This is a genomic window from Pseudomonas sp. PAGU 2196 (assembly GCF_022179005.1).
Taxonomy (GTDB): domain Bacteria; phylum Pseudomonadota; class Gammaproteobacteria; order Pseudomonadales; family Pseudomonadaceae; genus Aquipseudomonas; species Aquipseudomonas kermanshahensis.
The window spans coordinates 133297-157592 of record NZ_BNTL01000002.1 but is presented as its reverse complement, the minus strand read 5'-3'; the positions used below and the strand labels follow the sequence as shown (position 1 = coordinate 157592).

Sequence of the window (24296 nt, the reverse complement as noted above, 5' to 3'; positions counted from 1 at the left end):
TAGCGCCCCTTGCGGGGCGCAGGAATTACAGTTTCTTGGCTTTCTCGATCGCTTCGTCGATGCTGCCGACCATGTAGAACGCTTGTTCTGGCAGGTGGTCGTAGTCACCTTTGAGGATGCCGCTGAAGCCAGCGATGGTGTCTTTCAGGGAAACGTACTTGCCTGGCGAACCGGTGAAGACTTCGGCCACGAAGAACGGCTGCGACAGGAAGCGCTGGATCTTACGAGCGCGGGCTACCAGTTGCTTGTCGGTCTCGGACAGTTCGTCCATACCCAGAATGGCGATGATGTCTTTCAGCTCTTTGTAGCGCTGCAGAACATACTGAACGCCACGCGCGGTGTCGTAGTGCTCGTTGCCGATCACGTTCGGGTCCAGCTGACGCGAAGTCGAGTCCAGTGGGTCGACCGCTGGGTAGATACCCAGGGAGGCGATGTCACGGGACAGAACGACGGTGGCGTCCAAGTGGGCGAAGGTGGTCGCTGGCGACGGGTCGGTCAAGTCGTCCGCAGGTACGTATACGGCCTGGACGGAGGTGATCGAACCTTCCTTGGTGGAGGTGATGCGCTCTTGCAGAACGCCCATCTCTTCAGCCAGGGTCGGCTGGTAACCTACTGCCGAAGGCATACGGCCCAGCAGTGCGGATACTTCAGTACCGGCCAGGGTGTAACGATAGATGTTGTCGACGAACAGCAGAACGTCGTTACCTTCGTCACGGAACTTCTCAGCCATGGTCAGGCCGGTCAGCGCTACGCGCAGACGGTTTCCTGGTGGCTCGTTCATCTGACCGTAGACCAGCGCTACTTTGTCGAGAACGTTGGAGTCCTTCATCTCGTGGTAGAAGTCGTTACCCTCACGAGTACGCTCACCCACACCAGCGAACACGGAGTAACCGCTGTGTTCCATGGCGATGTTACGGATCAGTTCCATCATGTTTACGGTCTTGCCGACACCGGCACCACCGAACAGACCAACTTTACCACCCTTGGCGAACGGGCAAACCAGGTCGATAACCTTGATGCCGGTTTCCAGCAGGTCGTTGCCGCCTGCCTGGTCAGCGAACGAAGGCGCTGGCTGGTGGATACCGCGACGCTCTTCTTCACCGATCGGGCCGGCTTCGTCGATCGGGTTGCCCAGTACGTCCATGATACGGCCCAGGGTGGCCTTACCAACAGGAACGGAAATGGCAGCGCCGGTGTCGACGACATCCAGACCGCGCTTCAAGCCTTCGGTCGAGCCCATCGCAATAGTACGAACCACGCCGTCGCCCAGCTGCTGCTGAACTTCGAGGGTGGTTTCCGCGCCTTGTACTTTCAGCGCGTTGTATACACTCGGCACGACGTCACGTGGGAATTCCACGTCGATGACGGCGCCGATGATTTGAACGATACGTCCGCTACTCATAGCTGGATCCTCTGAATATGTGAACCGTTAAACCGCGGCAGCGCCGCCGACGATTTCCGAGATCTCCTGGGTGATCGCAGCCTGACGCGCCTTGTTGTAGATCAACTGAAGCTCTTTGATCAAATCACCGGCGTTGTCTGTGGCGTTCTTCATGGCGATCATCCGGGCCGCTTGTTCAGCAGCGTTGTTCTCGACCACCGCCTGGTATACCTGCGACTCCACATAACGCACCATCAAGCCGTCCAGCAGCTCTTTTGCGTCGGGTTCGTACAGGTAATCCCAGTGATGCTTGAGATCCTGATCCGGGGTTGCCACCAACGGTACCAATTGCTCGACCGTTGGCTTCTGGGTCATGGTATTGATGAACTTGTTCGAAACCACGGAGAGGCGATCGATACGGCCGTCCAGGTAGGCGTCCAGCATCACTTTGACGGAGCCGATCAGATCGTTGATCGATGGCTCTTCGCCCAGGTGGCTGATCGCGGCTACGACGTTGCCGCCAAAGATGCGGAAGAAAGTCGCACCCTTGCTGCCGATCACGCACAGGTCGATTTCCACGCCCTGTTCGCGGTTTGCGTTCATGTCCTTGACCAGGGCCTTGAACAGGTTGGTATTCAAGCCACCGCACAGACCACGGTCACTGCTCACCACGATATAACCGGTGCGCTTAACAGGGCGCTCGATCATGAAAGGGTGGCGGTATTCCGGGTTGGCGTTGGCCAGATGACCGATCACCTGGCGGATACGCTCCGCGTAAGGACGGCTAGCAGCCATGCGCATTTGTGCCTTGCGCATTTTGCTGACCGCCACTTTCTCCATGGCGCTGGTAATTTTTTGCGTGCTTTTGATGCTCGCAATCTTACTGCGAATCTCTTTTGCGCCTGCCATGTATCACCTATCAGGTTAGCAAGCGGGGGCCTGAGCCCCCGCTGCGGCTTACCAGGTCTGGGTGGCCTTGAACTTCTCGATACCGGCTTTCAGGCCAGCGTCGATTTCGTCGTTGAAGTCACCCTTCACGTTGATCTTCGCCATCAGTTCAGCGTGATCACGGTTGAAGAAGGCGATCAGTGCTTGCTCGAAGCTACCGATCTTGGAGACTTCTACGTCAGTCAGGAAACCACGCTCAGCGGCGTACAGCGACAGGGCCATGTCCGCGATGGACATTGGCGCGTACTGCTTCTGCTTCATCAGCTCGGTAACGCGCTGACCATGCTCCAGCTGCTTGCGGGTCGCTTCGTCCAGATCGGAAGCGAACTGGGCGAATGCAGCCAGTTCACGGTACTGAGCCAGAGCGGTACGAATACCACCGGACAGCTTCTTGATGATCTTGGTCTGAGCGGCACCACCTACGCGGGATACCGAAACACCGGCGTTCACTGCAGGGCGGATGCCCGAGTTGAACATGGCCGATTCCAGGAAGATCTGACCGTCGGTGATCGAGATCACGTTGGTCGGAACGAACGCGGAAACGTCGCCAGCCTGGGTTTCGATGATCGGCAGCGCGGTCAGGGAACCGGTTTTGCCAGTCACAGCACCGTTGGTGAACTTCTCGACGTACTCTTCCGAAACGCGCGATGCACGCTCCAGCAGACGGGAGTGGAGATAGAACACGTCGCCTGGGTACGCTTCACGTCCTGGTGGACGGCGCAGCAGCAGGGAGATCTGACGGTAGGCAACGGCCTGCTTGGACAGGTCATCGTAAACGATCAGTGCGTCTTCACCGCGGTCACGGAAGAACTCGCCCATGGTGCAACCGGCGTATGGCGCCAGGAATTGCAGTGCGGCGGATTCCGAAGCACTGGCAACCACCACGATGGTGTTCTTCAGTGCGTCGTTTTCTTCCAGCTTGCGAACGATGTTGGCAACGGTGGAACGCTTCTGGCCGACAGCAACATACACACAGAAAATACCGGAGTCTTTCTGGTTGATGATGGCGTCGATGGCCATGGCGGTCTTGCCGATCTGACGGTCACCGATGATCAGCTCACGCTGGCCACGGCCGACAGGGATCATGGCGTCAACGGACTTGTAGCCAGTCTGTACAGGCTGGTCTACCGACTTACGCCAGATCACGCCTGGAGCAACTTTCTCGACCGCGTCGGTCTCGGTGTTGCCCAGCGGGCCTTTGCCGTCGATCGGGTTGCCCAGTGCGTCGACGACGCGACCCAGCAGTTCCTTACCAACCGGAACTTCCAGGATGCGGCCGGTGCACTTGGCGCTCATGCCTTCGGCGAGGGTGTCGTATGCACCCAGGATCACTGCACCTACGGAGTCTTGCTCCAGGTTCAGGGCCATGCCGTAGACGCCGCCAGGGAACTCGATCATTTCGCCGTACATGACGTCGGCCAGACCGTGGATCCGCACGATACCGTCGGAAACCGAAACGACGGTACCTTCGTTACGGGCTTGGGAGCTCACATCGAGGTTGTCGATGCGGCCCTTGATGATTTCACTAATTTCGGAAGGATTGAGTTGCTGCATTGCTCTGCTGCCCCTTCAAACTCAAGATTTCAATGCTTCGGCCAGTTTCGCGATTTTGCCGCGAACAGAGCCATCGATTACCAGGTCACCAGCGCGGATGACGACGCCGCCAATCAGGCTGGCATCCTCCGACGCGTGCAGGCGCACTTCCTGGCCTAACCGTGCACTGAGAACCTTGGCGAGTTTGTCTTGCTGTTCTTGGTTCAACGCGAAGGCACTGGTGACTTCCACGTCCACGGATTTCTCTTGCTCAGCCTTGTACAGGTCGAACAGAGCGGCAATCTCCGGCAGAAGCAGGAGACGGTCGTTTTCCGCGGCAACATGAATGAAATTCTGTGCCTGTGCATTGAACTTGTCACCGCACACGTCAATGAACGTGGCGGCCTTTTCTGCGCTCGTCAGTCGCGGGGCCTTGAGCAGGCGCTGCATGGTGTCGTCTTGCGACACCGCAGCAGCCAGGCCGAGCATGGCTGACCAATTGGCCAGTTGCTGATGGGCCTGGGCATGCTCAAAGGCAGCCTTAGCGTAAGGTCGGGCCAACGTGGTCAGTTCTGCCATGATCGCCCTCGCTTAAATTTCAGCGGCCAGTTTGTTAACCAGCTCCGCATGCGCGTTTTGATCGATTGTGGCGCCAAGGATCTTTTCAGCACCGCCAACGGCCAGAGCACCCACTTGGGCACGCAGGGCGTCTTTAGCGCTGTTCAGTTCCTGTTCGATCTCGGCCAGAGCCTGAGCCTTCACACGGTCAGCTTCGACGCGGGCCTGTTCACGGGCTTCCTCGACAAGCTGAGCAGCGCGTTTCTTGCTTTGCTCAATGATTTCGGCTGCCTGTGCTTTAGCTTCACGCAGTTGCTGACCCGCTTTCTCTTGGGCCAGCTCCAGGTCGCGAGCTGCGCGGTTGGCAGCGTCCAAGCCATCGGCAATCTTCTTTTGGCGCTCTTGCAGAGCAGTGATGACCGGAGGCCATACGTACTTCATGCAGAAGAGTACAAAAATCAGGAAAGCAACGGATTGGCCAATCAGGGTTGCATTAATGTTCACGCCAACACCTCGCTCGGTCTTAATTCATACAGCAAATCAACTCGTGGTGACGAGTGATTAGCCGGCGATCTGACCAACGAACGGATTCGCGAAGGTGAAGAACAGAGCGATACCAACACCGATCATGGTTACGGCGTCGAGCAGACCGGCAACGATGAACATTTTAACCTGCAGCATCGGAACCATTTCTGGTTGACGAGCAGCGCCTTCCAGGAATTTGCCGCCCAGCAGGCCGAAACCAATGGCGGTACCCAGAGCACCCAGGCCGATCAGCAGAGCAACAGCGATAGCGGTCAGACCAACTACAGTTTCCATCTTTCCTCCCGACTTTTACGTCGTATTGGTTAGGTTTTTAGTTTGAAGCGGTAAAACAAATCGTGAGTACAGCTGCCCTTGCGGACTTTTTAAGCCCTCCCCCCGTACCGGCGAGGAAGGCTATCAGACACGCCAGGCGGTCTTAATGGTTATCTTCGTGCGCCATCGACAGGTAGACGATGGTCAGCATCATGAAGATGAAAGCTTGCAGGGTGATGATCAGGATGTGGAACACAGCCCACGCCCATTGCAGCACCACACCCAGGCCGCTCAGCCAGAGCAGGCCAGAGCCGAACATGACGGCGATCAGGATGAACACCAGCTCACCGGCGTACATGTTGCCGAACAGACGCAGGGCCAGCGAGATCGGCTTGGCGATCAGGGTGACGAATTCGAGCAGGAAGTTCACCGGGATCAGCAGGATCTGCACAAAGATGTTCTTGCTGCCGAACGGGTGCAGGGTCAGCTCACCGATGAAGCCGCCCAGGCCCTTGACCTTGATGCTGTAGAAGATGATCAGGGCGAACACGCTGAAGGCCATGGCCAGGGTCGCGTTCGGGTCGGTGGTCGACACGGCGCGGAACGGAATGTGCGGATCACCGGAGATCAGGATGGCCAGCTGAGGAATCCAGTCGACCGGTACCAGGTCGACGGCGTTCATCAGGAATACCCAGACGAAGATGGTCAGCGCCAGCGGTGCGATCACCGGGCTACGGCCGTGGAAGGAGTCCTTCACGCTGCCGTTGACGAAGTCGACCATCACTTCGACGAAGTTCTGCAGACCGCCAGGTTGGCCGGAGGTCGCCTTCTTCGCCGCCATGCGGAAGATGAACAGGAAGATCAGACCCAGCGCAACGGACCAGCCCAGGGTGTCCAGGTGGAACGCCCAGAAGCCCATTGCCTTGGCTTCTGCAGCCGAATGGGCGAAGCCCCAGCTGCCGTCTGGTAGTTGACCGTAGGTCAGGTTCTGCAAGTGGTGCTGGATATAGCCCGAAGCGGTTTCTGCTGCCATGGTTGCCTCAAACGCCCTAAGGTCTCGAAAGTCTTTTATTCATTAGCAGTGGCGCGAACCAGCTGACCATTAGGGTCAGCAGGAAGACGCCGAATACTGCTAACGGCGCCAATGGCTTCACTCCTGCGAAGGTCAGTGCAAACAGCACTGCCGTCAAAATCATTTTGCCTGCCTCGCCAGCGTAGAACGACTTGACGATGGCCTGCGCTGCCCGGGCTCCGCTGAAGCGAAATGCCTTCCAGGCGAAATACACATTGGGTAGCCAGGCAATCAAACCTCCGCAGAGACCTGAATATCCACTGACCGCCCCTTTCCACTGCCACAACACCAACGTTGCCAACAGCAGTACAACACATTGAGTCAGCAGTACCGGAAAAACCGCCCAGCGATGGAAAGGCAAGCGGTTTGGCGTGCGTATTTCCATCACAACTGCTCCTCGGAAGTCGACCAACAAGTCAGCTATGACTTGGCATAATTTGTGCCGACAAAATGCGCGCAGAGTATAGGGGTGGATTAACCCCTATTCAACTCTTCGTAGTGATTTCCGACTGCGCGCTACAACAGGAATTGTTTCAGCGGATGTGAGCAAGGACGCCTTGCAACTCGTCAAGCGAGTTATAGCGAATAACCAACTGGCCCTTGCCCTTGTTGCCATGACGGATCTGTACGGCAGAGCCCAGGCGCTCTGCGAGCCGCTGTTCAAGGCGTGCGATATCCGGATCAGGTTTGCTCGGTTCGACCGGATCAGGCTTGTCGCTGAGCCACTGACGCACCAGTGCCTCAGTTTGGCGCACGGTGAGGCCACGTGCGACAACATGACGCGCCCCCTCTTCCTGACGATGCTCTTCAAGACCGAGCAAAGCGCGCGCATGACCCATCTCCAGGTCTCCATGGGCGAGCATGGTCTTGATCGCTTCAGGCAGGGTGATCAGGCGCAGCAGGTTGGCCACGGTAACCCGCGACTTGCCCACGGCATCCGCTACCTGCTGCTGGGTCAGTTCGAACTCCTGCTGCAGGCGCTGCAGCGCGAGGGCCTCTTCCAGGGGGTTGAGGTCTTCGCGCTGGATGTTCTCGATCAGCGCCATGGCGATGGCCGTTTCGTCCGGCACTTCGCGGACCATGGCCGGCACGGTGTCCAGGCCAGCCTGCTGGGTGGCGCGCCAACGGCGCTCACCGGCGATGATCTCGTAGCGGTTGTCGGCAATCGGGCGAACCACGATCGGCTGCATCACGCCATGGGTGCGAATCGAGTGCGCGAGTTCTTCCAGCGCCACCGGGTCCATGTCGCGACGCGGCTGGTACTTGCCACGTTGAATCAGCTCGACCGGCAGGTGTTGCAGTTCTTTCTGGTCGATCTTGACAGCCTGCTCTTCGAGCGCGCTGACGGAAGGACCACTGAGCAGTGCATCCAACCCACGTCCGAGACCCCGTTTCTTAACGGCCATACGGATTCCTTAAGTTGTTTGTGCAGTGCGGGATGGACGGCGCTGACGGCGTACCAGTTCCCCAGCCAGGGCCAGATAAGCCAGCGCGCCACGCGATTGCTTGTCGTAGGCCAGGGCCGGCATGCCAAAGCTTGGGGCCTCGGCCAGGCGAATGTTGCGCGGGATGACCGTGTCGTACAGCTGCTCGCCGAAGTGTTCCTTGAGCTGGGCCGAAACATCGTTGTTCAGGCTCAGGCGCGGGTCGAACATGGTCCGCAACAGGCCTTCGATCTTCAGCTCCGGGTTCAACCGGGCGGCGATGCGCTTGATGTTATCCACAAGGTCACTGAGACCTTCCAGTGCGTAGTACTCGCACTGCATGGGGATGATGACGCCATCGGAGGCCACCAACGCGTTCAGCGTCAGCATCGACAACGACGGCGGACAGTCGATGAGAATGAAGTCGTAGTTCTCGCGGATCGGCGCCAGGGCGTTGCGCAGGCGGCTTTCCTTGACCTGCATTTCCAGCAGCACCACTTCGGCGGCGGTCAGGTCACGGTTGGCCGGCAACAGCTGGAAACCACCGTGCTCGGAGTAATGCATGGCCTGAGCCAGGTCGCATTCCCCGATCAGCAGGTCGTATACCGAGTGCTCGAGCTCGTGCTTGTCGACACCGCTGCCCATGGTGGCGTTGCCTTGCGGATCGAGGTCGATCAGCAGCACACGACGTTTGGTCGCGGCCAGCGAAGCGGCGAGATTGATACAGGTGGTGGTCTTGCCCACACCACCTTTCTGGTTCGCGATTGCGAATACCTTAGCCATTGATGCGCGTGTTCCCAGTCATGCCTTGCGGCGCAGTATCAGCAGATGGCGCTGGCCCTGGCAACCCGGAACGGTCAGGGCCTGCTCGCTTTCCACTGTGAAGTCTGCGGGCAATGCTACCAGTTCATCGGCAGGATGCAGCCCCTTCATTGCAAGCCATTGCGTCCCGGTGTCGCCCAGATGGCGGGTCCAGTTGGTGAAGTTCTCCATGCTGCTGAAGGCACGAGAGATGATTCCGCTGAACGGTTGCGCCGGTTTGAACTCCTCGACCCGGCTGTGGATAACCTGCAGGTTGTCCAGCTTGAGTTCCATTTTGACCTGGGTCAGGAAGCGGGTCTTCTTGCCATTGCTGTCCAGAACCGTCACTTGCTTGTGTGGGTGCAGGATAGCCAAGGGTATGCCTGGCATGCCACCCCCACTGCCGACATCCAGCCAGTTATCGCGCTCGCTGTGGATAAACGACATGACGCTGAGGCTGTCGAGCAGATGCCGCGAAACCATCTCGTCCGGATCGCGCACGGCAGTCAGGTTGTAGGCCTTGTTCCATTTGATCAACAGGGCCAGGTAGCCCAGCAGCATCTCGTGCTGCTGCGCGCTCAGCTCGATGCCGAGCTGGCGCGCGCCTGTGGACAATTCTTCGGCGTGTTGCGGGGTGACCAGGGAACTCAAGCGCTTTGCTCCAATTCGCGGCCTGCGCCGCGTTTTTTCAGATGAATCAGCAGCAGCGAAATGGCCGCTGGTGTCACACCAGGGATACGCGAAGCCTGGCCCAGCGTCTCGGGACGGGTCTGGCCAAGCTTGCCCTGGATTTCCTTCGACAGGCCAGAAATCGTGGTGTAGTCGATATCCACAGGCAGGCGGGTGTCTTCGCTGGCGCGCAGCCGAGCGATTTCGTCCTGCTGGCGGTCGATGTAGCCCGCGTACTTGGTCTTGATCTCGACCTGCTCGGCAACCTGTGGATCAATTTCATCACCACCGGTGGCCTCGATCAGGCCGGCGTAGTCGATTTCCGGCCGCGCCAATAGGTTGAGCAGGCTGTATTCGTGGCTCAACGGCGTGCCGAACTTATCCACAACCGCCTGGCCCTGCGGCGTATTCGGGCGAACCCAAGTCGACTTCAGGCGCTGTTCCTCACGCTCGATGCCATCACGCTTGGCGCAGAACGCGGCCCAACGCTGGTCATCGATCAGGCCCAGTTCGCGGCCTTTTTCGGTCAGGCGCAGGTCGGCGTTGTCTTCGCGCAGGATCAGCCGGTACTCGGCACGCGAGGTGAACATGCGGTACGGCTCCTGGGTACCCAGGGTGATCAGGTCGTCGACCAGTACGCCGATGTACGCCTCGTCGCGCCGCGGGCACCAGCTTTCGCGGCCTTGCGCACGCAGCGCAGCGTTGGTACCGGCCAACAGGCCTTGTGCACCGGCTTCTTCGTAACCGGTGGTGCCGTTGATCTGGCCAGCGAAGAACAGGCCGCCGATGACTTTGGTCTCGAGGCTGTACTTCAGGTCACGCGGGTCGAAGTAGTCATACTCGATGGCGTAGCCCGGGCGCACGATGTGGGCGTTTTCCATGCCGCGAATCGAGCGCACCAGCTCCAGCTGCACGTCGAACGGCAGCGACGTCGAGATGCCGTTGGGGTACAGCTCATGGGTGTTCAGGCCTTCCGGCTCGATGAATACCTGGTGGCTTTCCTTGTCGGCAAAACGGTGGATCTTGTCTTCGATCGATGGGCAGTAGCGCGGGCCAACACCTTCGATCACACCCGAGTACATCGGCGAACGGTCGAGGTTCGACGCGATGATTTCGTGGGTGCGGGCGTTGGTGTGGGTAATCCAGCAGCTCACCTGGCGCGGATGCATCTGCGCGTTGCCCATGAACGACATGACCGGGATCGGCGTATCGCCCGGTTGCTCGGTCATGACCGAGAAGTCTACCGACCGGCCATCGATACGCGGCGGGGTACCGGTTTTCAAACGGCCTACGCGCAGCGGCAGTTCACGCATGCGGTGCGCCAGGGCAATCGAAGGCGGATCGCCGGCGCGACCGCCGGAATGGTTTTGCAAACCGATGTGGATAAGGCCACCAAGGAAGGTCCCGGTCGTCAGCACCACGGAGTCGGCAAAGAAGCGCAGGCCCATCTGGGTCACCACGCCTTTGACTTGGTCCTGTTCGACGATCAGGTCGTCGCAGGACTGCTGGAATATCCACAGGTTTGGCTGGTTTTCCAGGATTTCGCGAACCACAGCCTTGTAAATGGCGCGGTCAGCTTGCGCTCGGGTGGCGCGTACGGCCGGGCCTTTGCGGTTGTTCAAAACGCGGAACTGGATGCCGCTCTTGTCGGTGGCCAATGCCATGGCACCGCCGAGCGCATCGATCTCTTTGACCAGATGGCTTTTGCCAATACCGCCAATCGCGGGGTTGCAGCTCATGTGACCGAGGGTTTCCACGTTATGGGTCAGCAGCAGGGTTTTCACACCCATGCGTGCAGACGCAAGCGCAGCCTCGGTACCGGCATGGCCGCCGCCGATGACGATCACTTCAAAACGGGAAGGGAAATCCACCACGCACCTCGTGCCTGTTTTTGCGAATAGAGAAGGTAAGCGGACAAGTATAGGGACTTACCCCCTTGCAAAGGAACCGCTTGCGCAAAATTTGATCAGGCTGTGGATGAGTGGCAGACAACAAAAACAACGAAGAGAGATTTAAAAAAGCTTTGTTTTTATGTTTATTCTTATGCACACACCTTTCTGTGGATAAGGTTCTAGATCCCTTATGTGGCGCTGTGTACAGAGAAATTAAACCCTGTTATCCAAGTGCCATAAGGCCTCTGGATAACGTCCTTTAGCCTGTGGATTAAAGTACTACTTATGCACAAGCGGTTTTTTCCTCAAGAAAAAGAGAGGGTTATCAAGAGAGCTGATGGAGGGTTTTCCACAGGGTACAGGCGAGTGTTTTGGCTGCTGTGGATGAAATAAAACCGGAAGTCGAGGGTGCTTTTGCTATCCAAAGCCCCTTGCTAACCAATCGCCGGGCAAAAAAAAGCCGCTCCCGGAGGAGCGGCCTGGTGTTGCGAGTGCCTTTTGAAGGCCTGTGGATTACTTACCGATGCAGAAACTGGAGAAGATACGCCCCAGCAGGTCATCCGAGCTGAACACCCCTGTGATCTCTCCCAGGGCCTGCTGAGCCTGTCGCAAGTCCTCGGCCAGCAGCTCTCCGGCCCCCGCCAGGGTCAACTGCGCGCGGCCATGCTCCAGGTGATCGCTGGCCTGGCGCAGGGCATCCAGGTGGCGCCGGCGGGCGCTGAAACCGCTCTCGGCGGTCTGTTCATAACCCATGCAGGCCTTGAGGTGGTCGCGCAGCAACTGCAAGCCACTGTCGTCGTCCTTGGCGCTGAGGGTGATGGTCACATGGCCGTCGTCACACTGTTCCAGGCCCACGGCCTCACCACTGAGGTCAGCCTTGTTGCGGATCAGGGTGACTTTGCCAGGGTCTGGCCGCTGATCGAGGAACTCAGGCCAGAGGGCAAATGGGTCTGCGGCTTCCGGGGCTGTGGAATCCACAACCAGCAATACACGATCCGCTTCGCCAATGGCCTTGAGCGCCCGCTCTACGCCGATCTTTTCCACATGGTCATCGGTATCACGCAGGCCTGCAGTGTCGACCACATGCAACGGCATGCCGTCGATGTGGATATGTTCACGCAGGATGTCGCGAGTGGTGCCGGCGATGTCGGTGACGATGGCGGCTTCGCGGCCGGCCAGCCGATTCAGCAGGCTGGATTTACCCGCATTCGGACGGCCGGCAATCACTACGGTCATGCCATCACGCAGCAAAGCGCCCTGCCCGGCTTCGCGTTGCACTGTGGACAACTCGCCACGCACCGCGTCCAGCATCGACAGCACGTGGCCATCGGCGAGGAAGTCGATCTCCTCCTCCGGGAAGTCGATCGCCGCTTCGACATAGATCCGCAAGGCGATCAGTGCCTCGGTAAGGCTGTGCACACGCTTGGAGAACTCACCTTGTAGCGAACGCAAGGCATTGCGCGCGGCCTGGCTGGAGCTGGCCTCGATAAGGTCGGCGATCGCCTCGGCTTGCGCCAGGTCGAGCTTGTCGTTGAGAAACGCACGCTCGCTGAACTCACCGGGCCGGGCCAGGCGGCAACCGAGTTGTACACAGCGTTGCAGCAGCATGTCGAGGACCACCGGCCCACCATGCCCCTGCAGCTCGAGCACATCCTCACCGGTGAACGAGTTCGGCCCTGGGAAGTACAACGCGATGCCTTCGTCCAGGACCAGGCCCTGGTCATCACGGAAGGGCCCGTAATGCGCATGGCGAGGCGTTAGGGTGCGGCCGGTGATGAGCTGGCCTGCCTTGGCCGCCAGAGGGCCAGACAAGCGGACAATGCCCACGCCACCGCGGCCTTGGGCGGTAGCGATGGCAGCGATGGTCTCACGCACAGTGTTCATGCTCGAAAGCCTCTACGACAAAAACGACAGATAGCAAAAACGCCCCACTAGGGGGCGTTTTTATTCACAGACTAGCAGCCCGTCAAGCAGCAGCTTTTTTAGTCGCTGCTTCGATACGGCGGGTGATGTACCACTGCTGCGAAATCGACAGGCAGTTGTTCACAACCCAGTACAGCACCAGGCCAGCCGGGAACCACAGGAAGAAGAAGGTGAAGATGATTGGCATCATTTTCATTACCTTGGCCTGCATCGGATCCGGTGGCGTCGGGTTCAGACGCTGCTGAATGAACATGGTGGCGCCCATGATGATCGGCAGGATGAAGAACGGATCCTTGATCGACAGGTCAGTGATCCACAGCATCCATGGGGCCTGGCGCATTTCTACGCTTTCCAGCAGTACCCAGTACAGGGCCAGGAATACCGGCATCTGAACCAGGATCGGCAGGCAGCCACCCAGCGGGTTGATCTTCTCTTTCTTGTACAGCTCCATCATCGCCTGGGACATCTTCTGGCGATCATCACCGAAGCGTTCCTTCAGCGCAGCGAGCTTCGGCGCCACGGCACGCATGCGCGCCATCGAGCGGTAGCTGGCAGCCGACAGCGGGAAGAACAGGCCTTTGATCAGCATGGTCAGGACGATGATCGACCAGCCCCAGTTACCCAGCAGGCTGTGGATATGTTGCAGCAGCCAGAAGATCGGCTGGGCAATGAACCACAGGAAGCCGTAGTCGACGGTCAGTTCCAGGCCTGGGGACAACTCTTTGAGCTTGGACTGGATCTTCGGACCGGCGTACAGCATGGCGCTGGTTTCGACCTTGCCGCCAGCAGGAACGCTGATGGCTGGGCCGGTGTAGCCAATGATGTAGTTGCCTTGGCTGTCCTTGCGGGTCTGGACAACGTTATTGTCCGACTTGGCCGGGATCCAGGCAGTAACGAAGTAGTGCTGCAGCCAGGCGACCCAGCCGCCGGACACATTTTCTTTCAAACTACCTTTGTCGATGTCTTTCATCGACACTTTCTTGTACGGCTCGGCAGCTGTCCACAGGGCGGCGCCCAGGTAGGTAGCGGTGCCGGTGGCCGTGCTCGAAGACGGATCGCCACTGGCATCACGCTTGAGCTGGGCAAACATGTTGCCGCTCCAAGCCTGGCTGCTCTGGTTGTCGATCAGGTAGCTGACGGTCAGGTCGTACTCACCGCGCTTGAAGCTGAAGCGCTTGATGTAGTTAACACCGTTGTCGCTGAACTTCAGGTCTACCACCAGTTGTTCCTGGCCATCGGCCAGCTGGTAGTTGCGCTGTTCAGCCGCGTACAGCGGGCGACCCGTGGAACGGGCGTCCGGGCCATTGGCGCCGGTCAGGCCGCTCTGAGCCAGGTAAACACGCTCGCCACCATTGTCGAACAGCTGGAACGGAATGTTCGGGTGGTCCTGACGGCGTGGGTACTTCGGCAGGTTCAGCTGGACGATGTCACCACCCACCGGGTCGATAGCCAGTTCCAGAACATCGGTCTTGACGCGGACCAGATCCTTGCTGAGTGCGACCGGTGCCAGTTCGGCAGGGCTCGATTCGGCGTTGGCGCTCGGTACATCGGCGCTGGCACCGTTGTTACCGGCCGGCACGCCATCGGGCAAGCCCGGAGCAACAGTGCTGGCAGCAGTATTCTGAGTCGGCAGGGCAGCTTGGCCGTAGTCATCGTTCCACTTCAGGACCATGACGTAGGACACGACTGCCAGCGCGGCGATCAGGATCGTGCGTTTAATATCCATGATTACTCGGCTATCGAAGAAGTTCGGGAGGAAGGAGCGGGTGGAACGGGATCGAAACCGCCGTCGTTCCACGGATGACAACGCCCCAGGCGACGAACGGCCAGCCACCCACCACGCCATAAGCCATGGTTTTCGATGGCTTCGTAAGCGTAACAGGAGCAGCTGGGGAAGAAACGACAGTGACTGGCCATCAGAGGACTGATGGCATAACGGTAAAACTGGATCGGAACGAGTGCCAGTTTACGCATCTTGGCTGTCTACCCCTGCGAAATCGGCGCTAACCGCTGGAGAAGGCCGGCTGCGCGCCAGGCGTTTCCAGAGCTTGCCAAAGTGTTGATGCAATTCCGGGTTTTCTACCTCACCCAATCCCTTGCGCGCGACGATCACGATGTCCAGGCCAGCGAGTATCTGCTGGTTCAGACGAAAGGAATCGCGCATCAAGCGCTTGAGGCGATTGCGTTGAACGGCGAGCTTGACGCTCTTCTTGCCGATCACCAGGCCAAGGCGCGGATGATCGAGGCCGTTCTCGCGAGCAAGGATCAGCAGGTTTTTCCCTGGAACCTTGCCGGTTGGGGAGTCGAAGACCGCTTTGAAATGTCGGGGTGTAAGCAGTCGCTTTTCCCGACTGAAGTCCTGACTCACCACCTGTGCCGAAAAATCAAATGGCCAGACGCTTACGGCCTTTGGCACGACGACGCGACAGAACAGCGCGGCCGTTCTTGGTAGCCATACGAGCACGGAAACCGTGAGTGCGCGCGCGCTTGATGGTGCTTGGTTGGAAAGTACGTTTCATGGCGTGTTACCTGGGTTTGTCGACGACGGCCGGGATGGCCCCCTTTTTAAGAGACCGGCGATTCTAGAGAAAGCAAGCCAATAGGTCAATTTCCAACCAGTCATTCCTTATAGAAGGCGTGACGGGCTCGGTCGATCAGACGCTGCCCAGACGCGGCCTTAGCGTGAACGCACATCGGGGGATAACATGAAAAAAAAGAAGAGACATTTAAAAAGCTTTCTTAAAGAACTTATAAATCTTAAGTGGATAACTTTCTGTGGATAACGTTCTACAGCCAAGAAATCGCGGGCTGTACAGAGTTTTGAAACCCTGTCGGTATCCGGTGCTGCGCTTGTGCTCCGCATGCGCAGAAGCTGTGGATTAAAGTGCTCATTATCCACAGGTGAATTATCCACAGATCTCAACCCAGGGTTGTGCATAGCCCTCAGGTGCGGTTATCCACAGAGCTTATGCACAGCGCAATAAAGCCGTTTTGGTCGATAAATGGCTGTTTTGTCATGGCTCCTAACGTATCCACATGTGGATAACTGATCGCTCGACCGGTACAATGGCGGTTTGTTTTTGCCTCATCCGGCTTTCAAACTCAGGGGATATCCGTGTCAGTGGAACTTTGGCAGCAGTGCGTGGAGCTTCTGCGCGATGAACTGCCTGCCCAGCAATTCAACACCTGGATCCGTCCGCTACAGGTCGAAGCCGAAGGCGACGAGTTGCGCGTCTATGCGCCTAACCGTTTCGTTCTCGATTGGGTCAATGAAAAGTACCTGGGTCGTCTGCTCGAGCTGTTGGGTGAGAACGGCAGCGGCATTGCGCCTGCCCTTTCCTTATTAATAGGCAGCCGTCGCAGCTCGGCGCCGCGGGCCGCGCCCAATGCGCCGGTCAGTGCCGCTGTGGCCGCTTCGTTGGCGCAGACCCAGGTACAAAAAGCTGCGCCTGCTGCGATGTCGGTAGAGCCTGCCGCTGCGCCTGTGGAAGCTGCGCAGGTCAATGAGGTTGCCGAGCCTTCGTCGCGTGACAGCTTTGATGCCATGGCCGAGCCTGCGCCGGCACCGGCTACCAACACCCGCACCGAACAGCGCACTGTTCAGGTTGAAGGTGCCCTCAAGCACACCAGTTACCTGAACCGCACGTTCACGTTCGACACCTTCGTCGAAGGTAAGTCGAACCAGCTGGCGCGGGCCGCTGCCTGGCAGGTCGCCGACAACCCGAAGCATGGTTACAACCCGCTCTTCCTTTATGGTGGTGTGGGCTTGGGTAAAACCCACTTGATGCATGCTGTGGGTAACCACTTGCTGAAGAAAAATCCGAATGCCAAGGTGGTCTACCTGCATTCGGAGCGTTTCGTCGCGGACATGGTCAAGGCGCTGCAGCTCAATGCCATCAACGAATTCAAGCGCTTCTATCGCTCGGTCGATGCGTTGCTGATCGACGACATCCAGTTCTTCGCCCGCAAAGAGCGTTCCCAGGAAGAGTTTTTCCACACCTTCAACGCCCTGCTCGAGGGCGGCCAGCAGGTGATCCTCACCTCCGACCGCTACCCGAAGGAAATCGAGGGCCTGGAAGAACGTCTGAAATCCCGCTTCGGCTGGGGCCTGACCGTTGCGGTAGAACCTCCCGAGCTGGAAACGCGTGTCGCGATTCTGATGAAGAAGGCCGACCAGGCCAAAGTCGAGCTGCCGCATGACGCTGCCTTCTTTATTGCCCAGCGCATCCGCTCTAACGTCCGCGAACTGGAAGGTGCCCTGAAGCGTGTGATCGCTCACTCGCACTTCATGGGCCGCGATATCACCATCGAACTGATTCGCGAATCGCTCAAAGACTTGCTGGCGCTGCAAGACAAGCTGGTCAGTGTGGATAACATTCAGCGCACAGTGGCCGAGTACTACAAGATCAAGATCTCCGATCTGTTGTCCAAGCGTCGCTCGCGTTCTGTCGCGCGCCCGCGCCAGGTAGCCATGGCCCTCTCGAAGGAGCTGACCAACCACAGTCTGCCGGAGATCGGCGACATGTTTGGTGGTCGCGACCACACGACCGTGCTGCACGCCTGTCGCAAAATCAACGAACTGAAGGAATCCGACGCGGACATCCGCGAGGACTACAAGAACCTGCTGCGGACGCTGACGACCTGATGGCCGTCTGCGCAGCTAATTGAAGGCAAGGGACTAGACCATGCATTTCACCATTCAACGCGAAGCCCTGTTGAAACCCCTGCAACTGGTCGCCGGTGTCGTCGAGCGCCGTCAGACCTTGCCGGTCCTGTCTAACGTATTGCTGGTTGTGCAAGGCCAGCAGCTGTCGTTGACCGGTACCGACCTGGAAGTCGAACTGGTAGGCCGCGTACAACTGGAAGAGCCAGCCGAGCCTGGCGAAATCACTGTCCCGGCCCGTAAGCTGATGGACATCTGCAAAAGCCTGCCGAACGACGTCCTGATCGATATCAAGGTCGACGAGCAAAAACTGTTGGTCAAGGCCGGCCGCAGCCGCTTCACCCTGTCGACCCTGCCCGCCAATGACTTCCCGACGGTGGAAGAAGGCCCAGGCTCGCTGACCTGCAACCTGGAACAGAGCAAGCTGCGCCGCCTGATCGAGCGCACCAGCTTTGCCATGGCTCAGCAGGATGTGCGCTACTACCTCAATGGCATGCTGCTGGAGGTGTCGCGTAACACCCTGCGCGCCGTCTCTACCGATGGCCACCGCCTGGCGCTGTGCTCCATGAGCGCGCCCATCGAGCAGGATGATCGCCACCAGGTGATCGTGCCGCGCAAAGGTATCCTGGAGCTCGCGCGCCTGCTGACTGATCCGGAAGGCATGGTCAGCATCGTCCTGGGGCAACACCATATTCGCGCGACTACCGGCGAGTTCACCTTCACCTCCAAGCTGGTGGACGGCAAGTTCCCGGACTACGAGCGTGTACTGCCTAAGGGTGGCGACAAGCTGGTGGTCGGTGATCGTCAGGCGCTGCGTGAGGCATTCAGCCGTACCGCGATCCTGTCCAACGAAAAGTACCGCGGCATTCGCCTGCAACTGGCCGCTGGCCAACTGAAGATTCAAGCCAACAACCCTGAGCAGGAAGAAGCGGAAGAAGAGATCAGCGTCGACTACAACGGCAGCGCGCTGGAGATCGGCTTCAACGTCAGCTACTTGCTGGACGTGCTGGGCGTGATGACGACCGAGCAGGTGCGTCTGATTCTGTCCGACTCCAACAGCAGTGCGCTGCTGCAGGAGGCTGGCAATGATGACTCTTCCTACGTTGTCATGCCGATGCGTCTGTAACCTGTAGCAGACTGAATGTCCCTTCGACGTATCATGGTCACCGCGGTGCGCAACCTGCACCCGGTGACCCTCTCACCCTCCCCCCGCATCAACATCCTCTACGGTGCTAACGGCAGCGGCAAAACCAGTGTGCTCGAAGCTGTGCACTTGCTGGGGCTGGCGCGCTCCTTCCGCAGCACGCGCCTGAATCCGGTCATCCAGTACGAGCAGCCGGCTTGCACCGTGTTTGGCGAGGTTGAGTTGACGTCGGGGGGCACCAGCAACCTGGGCGTATCTCGCGAGCGGCAAGGTGATTTCACCATCCGTATCGACGGGCAGAATGCCAAAAGTGCGGCGCAGTTGGCCGAGTTGCTGCCCCTGCAGCTGATCAACCCAGACAGTTTCAGGCTGTTGGAAGGCGCCCCGAAAATTCGCCGCCAATTCCTGGATTGGGGAGTGTTCCACGTGGAACCTCGTTTTCTGCCTGCCTGGCAACGTCTGCAGAAGGCGCTCCGGCAGCGGAACTCGTGGTTGCGGCATGGTACACTTGACCCAGCTTCGCAAGCCGCCTGGGACCGGGAATTGTGCCTGGCCAGCGCGGAAATAGATGAATACCGTCGCAACTACATCAAGGCCTTGAAGCCCGTCTTCGAGCGAACCCTGAGCGAACTGGTCGAGCTTGACGGGTTGACCCTGAGCTATTACCGAGGCTGGGACAAGGACCGGGAACTCAACGAAGTACTCGCCTCCTCTCTTCTTCGTGACCAGCAAATGGGCCACACCCAGGCCGGTCCGCAGCGTGCTGATCTGCGTCTTCGGTTGGCTGCCAATAACGCAGCCGACATTCTGTCGCGAGGGCAGCAGAAACTTGTGGTGTGTGCGCTACGCATTGCCCAAGGCCACCTCGTCAGCCAGGCTCGCCGCGGTCACTGTATTTATCTCGTGGATGACTTGCCGTCAGAACTGGACGAGCAACACCGCCGCGCATTGTGCCGCTTGCTAGAAGAATTACGCTGCCAGGTGTTCATCACCTGTGTAGATCACGAATTACTGAGGGAAGGCTGGCAGACGGAAACGCCAGTTGCTTTGTTCCACGTGGAACAGGGCCGTATCACCCAGACCCACGACCATCGGGAGTGAAGGCATGAGCGAAAATCAAACGTACGACTCCTCCAGCATTAAAGTGCTGAAAGGTTTGGATGCCGTACGCAAGCGTCCCGGCATGTACATTGGCGACACCGATGATGGTAGCGGCCTGCACCACATGGTCTTCGAAGTGGTCGACAACTCGATCGACGAAGCCCTCGCCGGTCATTGCGATGACATCACCGTCATCATCCACACGGATGAATCCATCAGCGTGCGCGACAACGGTCGCGGCATTCCGGTTGACGTGCATAAAGAAGAAGGCGTATCGGCAGCCGAGGTCATCATGACCGTGCTGCACGCCGGCGGTAAATTCGACGACAACTCGTACAAAGTTTCGGGCGGCCTGCACGGTGTGGGTGTTTCCGTGGTTAACGCCCTGTCCGAGAAGCTGGTGCTGACCGTGCGTCGCAGCGGCAAGATCTGGGAGCAAACCTACGTTCATGGTGTCCCTCAAGCGCCGATGGCGATTGTAGGTGACAGCGAAACGACCGGTACCCACATCCACTTCAAGCCTTCGGCTGAGACGTTCAAGAACATCCACTTCAGCTGGGACATCCTGGCCAAGCGGATCCGTGAACTGTCGTTCCTCAACTCGGGCGTCGGCATTCTGCTCAAGGATGAACGCAGCGGTAAGGAAGAGTTCTTCAAATACGAAGGCGGCCTGCGTGCGTTCGTCGAGTACCTGAACACCAACAAGACGCCGGTGAACAACCAGGTGTTCCACTTCAACGTCCAGCGTGACGATGGCGTGGGTGTTGAAGTGGCCCTGCAGTGGAACGACAGCTTCAACGAAAACCTGCTGTGCTTCACCAACAACATTCCGCAGCGCGATGGCGGTACTCACTTGGTGGGCTTCCGTTCTTCGCTGACCCGCAGCCTGAACAGCTACATCGAGCAGGAAGGCTTGGCCAAGAAGAACAAGGTGGCGACCACGGGCGACGACGCCCGTGAAGGCCTGACCGCGATCATCTCGGTCAAGGTCCCTGACCCTAAGTTCAGCTCCCAGACCAAAGACAAGCTGGTTTCCTCGGAGGTGAAAACCGCCGTGGAACAGGAGATGAATAAATACTTCTCGGACTTCCTGCTCGAGAACCCGAACGAAGCCAAAGCTGTTGTCGGCAAGATGATCGACGCCGCTCGTGCCCGCGAAGCCGCGCGCAAGGCGCGTGAAATGACTCGCCGCAAAGGTGCACTGGACATCGCGGGCTTGCCAGGCAAGTTGGCTGACTGCCAGGAAAAGGACCCTGCCCTTTCCGAACTGTACCTGGTGGAGGGTGACTCCGCCGGTGGTTCGGCCAAGCAAGGTCGTAACCGTCGCACTCAGGCGATCCTGCCGTTGAAGGGTAAGATCCTCAACGTCGAGAAGGCTCGCTTCGACAAGATGATCTCGTCCCAGGAGGTCGGTACGCTGATCACCGCACTGGGCTGTGGTATCGGTCGCGAAGAGTACAACATCGACAAACTGCGTTATCACAACATCATCATCATGACCGATGCTGACGTTGACGGTTCGCACATCCGTACCCTGCTGCTGACGTTCTTCTTCCGTCAGCTGCCAGAGCTGGTCGAGCGTGGCTACATCTACATTGCCCAGCCACCGTTGTACAAGGTGAAGAAAGGCAAGCAGGAGCAGTACATCAAGGACGACGAGGCCATGGAAGAATACATGACCCAATCGGCCCTGGAAGATGCCAGCCTGCACTTGGACGAGTCGGCGCCAGCGGTTTCCGGTGTTCAGCTGGAAAGCCTGGTGAACGAGTTCCGTGGCGTGATGAAGACCCTCAAGCGTTTGTCGCGCCTGTACCCCCAGGAGCTGACCGAGCACTTCATCTACCTGCCGGAAGTTACCCTGGAGCAACTGGGCGACCACGCTGTGATGCAGGCCTGGCTGGCCAAGTTCCAGGAGCGTCTGAGCAGCACCCAGAAGTCGGGCCTGGCGTATCAAGCCAGCCTGCGCGAAGACAAGGAGCGCAATGTCTGGCTGCCGGAAGTGGAAATCACCTCGCACGGCCTGGCCAGCTACATCACCTTCAACCGCGATTTCTTCGGCAGCAACGACTACCGTACCGTGGTCAATATCGGTTCCAAGCTGGCCAGCCTGCTGGGCGAAGGTGCTTATGTGCAGCGTGGCGAACGCCGCAAAGCAATCGTCGAGTTCAAGGAAGGCCTGGACTGGCTGATGAACGAAAGCACCAAGCGCCACACCATCCAGCGATACAAAGGGCTGGGTGAGATGAACCCGGACCAGCTGTGGGAAACCACCATGGACCCAACCGTGCGCCGCATGCTCAAGGTCACCATCGAAGACGCGATCGCTGCCGATCAGATCTTCAACACCTTGATGGGCGACGCAGTGGAACCTCGCCGCGAGTTCATCGAAAGCAACGCGCTGTCGGTATCGAACCTGGACTTCTGATCAGGTGTAGGTTGAACGACATGAAAAAGCCCGCGAAAGCGGGCTTTTTTATGCGTGCGATACGGTGGGTCAGTAGCCGCTGAGAATGTTCACGATCACCCCACTGGCAATCGCCACCAGCACGTAGTCGCCATTCACAGCCAACCAACGGTGGTCACGCGGTGGCGCATAGAGGTGACGTGCACGCCAGTCGGTTACCCAGTAGCGGTCGCCGCGGTAATGGGGGTCAACGGCATGCCCGCGTTGCCATTGTTGATGGGGTATCGGCATACCCGGCTGTGGACGGAAGTTCGGGTTTTGGTAAGGGGCTGGCGCATGGCCGTTACCCGGCCGACCCTGCGGCTGTTTGCCGTGCTGGCCGTTGCCATGCGGTGTGTTGCCCTGATGGGAGGGGCCGTTGTCATGCCCCGGGGGTGGGCCCGGTTGAGCAAAGCTGGCCAGCGGCGCGCTGAACATCAGCGCGGCGCACAGCACGGTCAGGGTTTTCTTCATGTGTTGCTGATCCTCTGCATGTTAATGCCCAGCGCAAGTTCGGTTCGCCTGGTGCGGTTAATGGATCAGACAGCGGTTTTGCCAAGCTACTCCTTGGCTCGAGGTAAAGGTCAGGTAAAGGTGCGCAAGGCCGAGACTCCCTATGTGCCCAAGCCCAGTGACTTCAAGCGTCGGTAGAGGGTGCGCTCACTCATGCCCAGGTGGCGCGCCAGCTCACTGCGTGGCCCCTGAAACTGCTCCAGCGCCTGCGCCAGCTCACTCAGGTCGCTATGGCCTCGGCCCCTTGTCACGCCAGGTGCAATCGGTGGGCCGATGTCGTCAGGCAGGTGCTCGGGACGGATCAGCCCGTCATCGGCAAACAGCCGTGCCCGTTCAAGGATGTTGCGCAACTCGCGGATATTGCCCGGGAACGGATGCAGCCCGAGGTGCTTCAAGGCGTCATCGGCCAACCTGGGCGCCGGCTGGCCAGCCATACGCTGGAGCAGGCTTTCGACCAGCAATGGCAGGTCCTCCACGCGCTCACGCAGGGCAGGCAGCCGGATAGGAAAGCCACTGATGCGGTAATACAGATCCTCACGGAACGTACCTTCGGCGACCATTTTCTTGAGCGGCTTGTGTGTGGCTGAGACCAAACGGAAATCCGAGTGCACGGTCCGCAGGCTGCCCACCGGGCGGAAGCTGCCGGACTCGATCAGGCGCAGCAGCTTGACCTGCATGGCCATCGGCACTTCGCCGATTTCGTCGAGGAACAACGTGCCGCCATGTGCGGCTTCGGCCAGGCCGATCTTGCGTTGGTTGGCGCCGGTGAACGCCCCTTTCTCGTAGCCGAACAGCTCGCTCTCGAACAGCGACTCGGTCAAGCCGGTGCAGTCGACCACGACCAACGGCCCGTTTGCACGCGGGCTGCCCATGTGCAGGGCGCGGGCGAACAGCTCTTTGCCGGTACCCGATTCGCCCTGGAGCAACACTGGGATTTGCGCGGGCGCCGCGCGCTGCAGGCTGGCCAATGCTGCCTTGAACGCTGGCGCCCGCCCTACCAAGCCCTGCTGCTGAGGTTGCGCTGCGGCGAGCGTGATGGTGGTGAGGCGCTCGACAAAGGCGACCACCCTGCCCTGCTCATCCAGGATCGGCCGCAGCTCGACGTCCACATGCTCAGGGCCGCGTGGCGTGTGATGAATGTGCAGCACACGTTCCGGCACCTTGCTGTCCCATGCCTTGCGCATGGGGCAATGCTCGCCGGCCTGGTCGCATGGCACGGCATAGTGGTGCGAGACCTTATGGCATTTTTCACCCAGCGGCGCCTGCTGGTCTCGGCCGAACTGGCGGCGGTAGGCCGCGTTGGCCGCGAGAATGTTGTAGTCCGTGTCCAGCACGATGGTGGGCAGGGCATCGTGTTCGAGGTAGGAAACCAACGCTAGGATGATGTGATGAGGCTCAGGCATGACGGCACCGATGTGATAACCCGGCGGAGG

Annotated in this window: 23 protein-coding genes; 4 read left to right on the top strand and 19 right to left on the bottom strand. The window is 59.0% G+C overall.

What is annotated here, in order from left to right:
- Positions 1 to 25: 25 nt before the first annotated feature.
- The 17 genes from atpD to rpmH all read right to left on the bottom strand — a co-directional run bounded on the left by atpD (position 26) and on the right by rpmH (position 15518).
- Positions 26 to 1402, bottom strand: a complete 1377-nt coding sequence (atpD, locus tag MFF34_RS02175) for a F0F1 ATP synthase subunit beta (RefSeq protein WP_016489910.1) — start codon at positions 1400 to 1402, stop codon at positions 26 to 28.
- A 27-nt stretch (positions 1403 to 1429) separates the two neighbouring features.
- Entirely contained in the window at positions 1430 to 2290 is an 861-nt protein-coding gene (gene atpG, locus MFF34_RS02170) for a F0F1 ATP synthase subunit gamma (RefSeq protein ID WP_016489911.1), read from the bottom strand.
- Between the two features lie 48 nt (positions 2291 to 2338).
- A complete protein-coding gene (atpA, locus tag MFF34_RS02165; RefSeq protein WP_099430841.1) occupies positions 2339 to 3883 on the bottom strand; it encodes a F0F1 ATP synthase subunit alpha in 1545 nt (514 codons plus the stop codon).
- A gap of 21 nt (positions 3884 to 3904) precedes the next feature.
- Positions 3905 to 4441: a F0F1 ATP synthase subunit delta gene (locus MFF34_RS02160; protein ID WP_003253191.1), complete on the bottom strand. Its 537-nt coding sequence runs from the start codon at positions 4439 to 4441 to the stop codon at positions 3905 to 3907.
- A 12-nt stretch (positions 4442 to 4453) separates the two neighbouring features.
- Entirely contained in the window at positions 4454 to 4924 is a 471-nt protein-coding gene (locus MFF34_RS02155; RefSeq protein WP_003253189.1) for a F0F1 ATP synthase subunit B, read from the bottom strand.
- Positions 4925 to 4981: 57 nt separating this feature from the next.
- Complete coding sequence (gene atpE, locus MFF34_RS02150) at positions 4982 to 5239, bottom strand: F0F1 ATP synthase subunit C (protein WP_003097235.1); 258 nt, start codon at positions 5237 to 5239, stop codon at positions 4982 to 4984.
- Positions 5240 to 5381: 142 nt separating this feature from the next.
- The gene (gene atpB, locus MFF34_RS02145) at positions 5382 to 6251 is read right to left on the bottom strand and encodes a F0F1 ATP synthase subunit A (RefSeq protein WP_016489912.1); all 870 of its coding nucleotides are present in this window, start codon (positions 6249 to 6251) and stop codon (positions 5382 to 5384) included.
- Between the two features lie 16 nt (positions 6252 to 6267).
- The gene (locus MFF34_RS02140) at positions 6268 to 6675 is read right to left on the bottom strand and encodes a F0F1 ATP synthase subunit I (RefSeq protein WP_027592077.1); all 408 of its coding nucleotides are present in this window, start codon (positions 6673 to 6675) and stop codon (positions 6268 to 6270) included.
- A gap of 148 nt (positions 6676 to 6823) precedes the next feature.
- Entirely contained in the window at positions 6824 to 7696 is an 873-nt protein-coding gene (locus MFF34_RS02135; protein WP_027592076.1) for a ParB/RepB/Spo0J family partition protein, read from the bottom strand.
- Positions 7697 to 7705: 9 nt separating this feature from the next.
- Positions 7706 to 8497 carry a ParA family protein gene (locus tag MFF34_RS02130; RefSeq protein ID WP_027592075.1) on the bottom strand — a complete coding sequence of 264 codons (792 nt, stop codon included), beginning with the start codon at positions 8495 to 8497 and terminating at the stop codon, positions 7706 to 7708.
- An 18-nt stretch (positions 8498 to 8515) separates the two neighbouring features.
- On the bottom strand, positions 8516 to 9166 hold the full coding sequence (rsmG, locus tag MFF34_RS02125; protein ID WP_099430842.1) for a 16S rRNA (guanine(527)-N(7))-methyltransferase RsmG: 651 nt from the start codon (positions 9164 to 9166) through the stop codon (positions 8516 to 8518).
- A complete protein-coding gene (gene mnmG / locus MFF34_RS02120) occupies positions 9163 to 11055 on the bottom strand; it encodes a tRNA uridine-5-carboxymethylaminomethyl(34) synthesis enzyme MnmG (protein WP_085272138.1) in 1893 nt (630 codons plus the stop codon). The genes rsmG and mnmG overlap by 4 nt, the downstream gene beginning before the upstream one ends.
- Positions 11056 to 11589: 534 nt before the next feature.
- Positions 11590 to 12960 (bottom strand): tRNA uridine-5-carboxymethylaminomethyl(34) synthesis GTPase MnmE, encoded by a 1371-nt coding sequence (mnmE, locus tag MFF34_RS02115; RefSeq protein WP_238209916.1) that lies wholly within the window; start codon positions 12958 to 12960, stop codon positions 11590 to 11592.
- An 82-nt stretch (positions 12961 to 13042) separates the two neighbouring features.
- The gene (gene yidC, locus MFF34_RS02110) at positions 13043 to 14725 is read right to left on the bottom strand and encodes a membrane protein insertase YidC (RefSeq protein ID WP_027592071.1); all 1683 of its coding nucleotides are present in this window, start codon (positions 14723 to 14725) and stop codon (positions 13043 to 13045) included.
- Between the two features lie 2 nt (positions 14726 to 14727).
- Positions 14728 to 14973 carry a membrane protein insertion efficiency factor YidD gene (yidD, locus tag MFF34_RS02105; protein ID WP_075046823.1) on the bottom strand — a complete coding sequence of 82 codons (246 nt, stop codon included), beginning with the start codon at positions 14971 to 14973 and terminating at the stop codon, positions 14728 to 14730.
- Positions 14966 to 15370: a ribonuclease P protein component gene (gene rnpA / locus MFF34_RS02100; RefSeq protein WP_238210260.1), complete on the bottom strand. Its 405-nt coding sequence runs from the start codon at positions 15368 to 15370 to the stop codon at positions 14966 to 14968. The genes yidD and rnpA overlap by 8 nt, the downstream gene beginning before the upstream one ends.
- A 13-nt stretch (positions 15371 to 15383) precedes the next feature.
- A complete protein-coding gene (gene rpmH / locus MFF34_RS02095; RefSeq protein WP_003253163.1) occupies positions 15384 to 15518 on the bottom strand; it encodes a 50S ribosomal protein L34 in 135 nt (44 codons plus the stop codon).
- A gap of 596 nt (positions 15519 to 16114) precedes the next feature.
- Between rpmH and dnaA the strand changes: the two genes are divergently transcribed.
- Genes dnaA through gyrB form a run of 4 tightly spaced genes read left to right on the top strand, consistent with a single transcriptional unit; the run spans position 16115 to position 22332 of the window.
- The gene (gene dnaA, locus MFF34_RS02090) at positions 16115 to 17644 is read left to right on the top strand and encodes a chromosomal replication initiator protein DnaA (RefSeq protein WP_027592069.1); all 1530 of its coding nucleotides are present in this window, start codon (positions 16115 to 16117) and stop codon (positions 17642 to 17644) included.
- A 40-nt stretch (positions 17645 to 17684) separates the two neighbouring features.
- Positions 17685 to 18788: a DNA polymerase III subunit beta gene (gene dnaN / locus MFF34_RS02085; RefSeq protein WP_027592068.1), complete on the top strand. Its 1104-nt coding sequence runs from the start codon at positions 17685 to 17687 to the stop codon at positions 18786 to 18788.
- Between the two features lie 15 nt (positions 18789 to 18803).
- Positions 18804 to 19907, top strand: coding sequence for a DNA replication/repair protein RecF (gene recF, locus MFF34_RS02080; RefSeq protein WP_027592067.1), 1104 nt, complete (start codon positions 18804 to 18806; stop codon positions 19905 to 19907).
- A gap of 4 nt (positions 19908 to 19911) precedes the next feature.
- On the top strand, positions 19912 to 22332 hold the full coding sequence (gene gyrB, locus MFF34_RS02075) for a DNA topoisomerase (ATP-hydrolyzing) subunit B (protein ID WP_027592066.1): 2421 nt from the start codon (positions 19912 to 19914) through the stop codon (positions 22330 to 22332).
- Between the two features lie 69 nt (positions 22333 to 22401).
- On the opposite strand, the gene MFF34_RS02070 is transcribed toward gyrB, so the two are convergent.
- Both MFF34_RS02070 and MFF34_RS02065 read right to left on the bottom strand, forming a co-directional pair.
- Positions 22402 to 22824, bottom strand: a complete 423-nt coding sequence (locus MFF34_RS02070) for an RcnB family protein (protein ID WP_186679306.1) — start codon at positions 22822 to 22824, stop codon at positions 22402 to 22404.
- A 140-nt stretch (positions 22825 to 22964) separates the two neighbouring features.
- On the bottom strand, positions 22965 to 24266 hold the full coding sequence (locus MFF34_RS02065; RefSeq protein WP_238209913.1) for a sigma-54-dependent Fis family transcriptional regulator: 1302 nt from the start codon (positions 24264 to 24266) through the stop codon (positions 22965 to 22967).
- Positions 24267 to 24296 lie beyond the last annotated feature (30 nt).